The organism is Dokdonella sp. (assembly GCF_036518555.1).
Lineage (GTDB): Bacteria > Pseudomonadota > Gammaproteobacteria > Xanthomonadales > Rhodanobacteraceae > Dokdonella_A.
Genome location: NZ_DATDMY010000323.1, coordinates 1 through 2781, shown reverse-complemented (window position 1 = coordinate 2781; position 2781 = coordinate 1). Strand labels below are relative to the sequence as shown.

5 protein-coding genes and 1 pseudogene are annotated in these 2781 nt (G+C 69.2%); all 6 read right to left on the bottom strand.

Features of this window, described 5'->3' with window-relative positions; genetic code table 11:
• Positions 1-236: pseudogene (locus VI238_RS17230) on the bottom strand (cytochrome c oxidase accessory protein CcoG); the annotation flags it as partial.
• A complete protein-coding gene (locus VI238_RS17225; RefSeq protein ID WP_331653594.1) occupies positions 233-487 on the bottom strand; it encodes a hypothetical protein in 255 nt (84 codons plus the stop codon). The gene VI238_RS17225 and the pseudogene VI238_RS17230, both read right to left, overlap by 4 nt.
• A 2-nt stretch (positions 488-489) precedes the next feature.
• Positions 490-1425, bottom strand: a complete 936-nt coding sequence (gene ccoP, locus VI238_RS17220; RefSeq protein ID WP_331653592.1) for a cytochrome-c oxidase, cbb3-type subunit III — start codon at positions 1423-1425, stop codon at positions 490-492.
• Positions 1422-1577, bottom strand: coding sequence for a cbb3-type cytochrome c oxidase subunit 3 (locus VI238_RS17215; protein WP_331653590.1), 156 nt, complete (start codon positions 1575-1577; stop codon positions 1422-1424). Before VI238_RS17215 ends, ccoP begins: the two co-directional genes overlap by 4 nt.
• Positions 1574-2197: a cytochrome-c oxidase, cbb3-type subunit II gene (gene ccoO, locus VI238_RS17210; protein ID WP_331653588.1), complete on the bottom strand. Its 624-nt coding sequence runs from the start codon at positions 2195-2197 to the stop codon at positions 1574-1576. Before ccoO ends, VI238_RS17215 begins: the two co-directional genes overlap by 4 nt.
• A gap of 10 nt (positions 2198-2207) precedes the next feature.
• Positions 2208-2781, bottom strand: a 574-nt coding sequence (locus VI238_RS17205; protein ID WP_331653586.1) for a cbb3-type cytochrome c oxidase subunit I, incomplete at its 5' end; no start/stop codon positions are given.

The window sequence follows — 2781 nt, the reverse complement described above, 5'->3', positions numbered from 1 at the left end:
GTGAGGCCGAACACGTGGAAGCGGCGCGCCGGCAGGTCGAACAGCACGAGCTGCTGCCCGCCGATGCTGATCCACGGGAACGCGTAGAACATGCCGAGCAACCAGAACACCGCGGCGATGCGCAGGCGCTGGAAACGGCCGTCGATCTCGCGCGGGTAGACCTTCGGCTGCTTCGCATAGAGCGCGCCGCCGCCGTCGACGACGCGCACGTCGATCTTGCGCGAGCCCGCGTTCATCGCCGGGCCTCGCGCGGCGCGGGCACGCGCAGCAGCAGCGCGGTGAACAGGCTCGCCGACGCGGTGCAGAGCCAGAACATGAAGAACCCGATCGTGTAGCCGAGTTCGCGCGACATCGCCACGCGCGGCCAGGTGATCGTCGCGAGGTCGAGCGGGTCGACGATCGCGAAGAACACCATCGTCGCCACGCCGGCCGCGAAGAACGACGGCCACAGGATCGCACCGAACCAGTGGACGCTTTCGCCGCGCATCGTCACTGCGCTCCGCCCACGGGCGCGGCGGCCGGTGCCGCGGTGGTCGCGGGGTTCTGCGACAGCAGCCAGGCGACCGCGAGCCGCGCACGGTCTTCGCCGAGCACCGACGCCCATGCCGGCATCGTGCCGCTGCGGCCGTCCGTGATCGCGCCGCGCACCGCGGCGAGGTCGCCGCCGCCGTGCAGCCAGATGTCGTCGGTGAGGTTCGGCGCGCCGAGCGCGTGGTTGCCCTTGCCGTCCTTGCCGTGGCACGCGGCGCAGATCGTTTCGAAGCGCGGCTTGCCGAGGTCGGCGAGGCGCGCATCGTGCGGCCGGCCGGACAGGCTCATGACGTAATGGGCCACCTCGTCGACGCCGCCGTCGGGCAGGGTCGCCGCGAGCGGAGGCATCACGCCGCGGCGACCGTGCAGCACGCTCGCGAGCATCGTGTCGCCATCGCTGCCGTACAGCGCGTCGTCGTCGACGAGGTTCGGGTAGCCGACCGCGCCGCGCGCGTCCGAGCCGTGGCACGCGGCGCAGGTGTTCGCGAACACGTTGCGACCCATCTTCACGGCCTTCGGATCCTGCGCGAGCTCGGCGAGCGCACGGCCGCGGAAGCCTGCGTAGAGCGCCTCGAGTTTGGCATTGGTGTCCTTGAGCTCGTCGCTGACGGCGCCGGTCGAGGTCCAGCCGAGCCGGCCCGCGAAATTGCCCATGCCCGGATACAGCACGAGGTAGCCGATCGAGAAGATCACGGTCAGCACGAACAGCCCGAACCACCAGCGCGGCAGCGGGTTGTTGAGTTCCTCGAGGTCGCCGTCCCAGACGTGGCCGGTCGTCGCGCGCGCGTCGCCTTCGCCGCTGCGTCGGCGCGCGGTCGCGAACAGCAGCACGACGAGGCCGACGATGTTGACGACGACGATGACGATGATGAACCAGCTCCAGAACGCGCTCATCGGCGATTCTCCGCATGCAGGGGGTCGGCCGCGTGCTCGAGCGCGAGCGCGGCGGCTTCGTCGAAGGCTTCGCGCCGGCGCGCGCTCCAGGCCCACGCGAACAGCGCGGGGAACAGCACGAGCATCAGCGCGATGAGGATGCCCGAGATCATTTCGCGGCCTCCGGCGCGGGCGCCTGCACGTTGGTGCCGAGCCCCTGCAGGTACGCGACGAGCGCATCCATCTCGGTCTGGCCGGTGACGGTGTCGCGCACGCTCGCGAAGTCGGCGTCGGAGTACGGCGTGCCGAGCAGCTTCAACGCGCGCATCTTCTTCGTGACGAGGTCGGGATCGACGAGTGCCTGCGACAGCCACGGGTAGCCGGGCATGTTCGATTCGGGCACGACGTTGCGCGGGTTCTTGAGGTGCACGCGGTGCCAGTCGTCCGAATAGCGGCCGCCGACGCGCGCGAGGTCGGGACCCGTGCGCTTGGAACCCCACTGGAACGGCCGGTCGTAGACCGACTCGCCCGCGGCCGAATACGGACCGTAGCGCAGGGTCTCGGACGCGAGCGTGCGGATCATCTGCGAGTGGCAGCCGTAGCAGCCCTCGCGCACGTACACGTCGCGACCCGCGAGCCGCAGCGGCGAATACGGTTTCACGCCGGGCGCGGGCTCGACCGCCTGCGCCTGGAACATCAGCGGCACGATCTCGGCGAGGCCGCCGCTGAGGATCGCGAGGATGATCAGCACGGCCATGAGGCCGACGTTCTTTTCGATGAAGGCATGCAGCATGGGGGCGACCTCAGGCGTGGACCGGCAGGGGGACGGCGACGACCGGCACGGCCCGTCGCGGCATGCACGTCTTCCACGCGTTCCAGCACATGATCAGCATGCCGGACAGGAACAGGAGCCCGCCGAGCGCGCGCGTGACGTAGAACGGATAGGTCTGGCGCAGCGATTCGACGAAGGTGTAGGTGAGCGTGCCGTCCGTGTTGGTCGCGCGCCACATGAGGCCCTGCATGACGCCCGCGATCCACATCGCGGCGATGTAGAGCACGACGCCGATCGTCGCGACCCAGAAGTGCACGTCGATCGCGCGCGTCGAGTGCATGCGTTCGGCACCGAACAGCTTCGGCAGCATGCTGTACACCGCGCCGATCGTCACGAACGCGACCCAGCCGAGCGCGCCGGAGTGCACGTGGCCGATCGTCCAGTCCGTGTAGTGCGAGAGCGAGTTGACCGTCTTGATCGACATCATCGGCCCTTCGAAGGTCGACATGCCGTAGAACGACAGCGAGACGATCATGAACTTGAGGATCGGGTCGGTGCGCAGTTTGTGCCACGCGCCCGACAGCGTCATCATGCCGTTGATCATG

Coding starts and splice junctions, on each gene's coding strand:
- VI238_RS17225 (WP_331653594.1), bottom strand. CDS start 487: ATGCGCGGCGAAAGCGTCCACTGGTTCGGTGCGATCCTGTGGCCGTCG.
- ccoP (WP_331653592.1), bottom strand. CDS start 1,425: ATGAGCGCGTTCTGGAGCTGGTTCATCATCGTCATCGTCGTCGTCAAC.
- VI238_RS17215 (WP_331653590.1), bottom strand. CDS start 1,577: ATGATCTCGGGCATCCTCATCGCGCTGATGCTCGTGCTGTTCCCCGCG.
- ccoO (WP_331653588.1), bottom strand. CDS start 2,197: ATGCTGCATGCCTTCATCGAAAAGAACGTCGGCCTCATGGCCGTGCTG.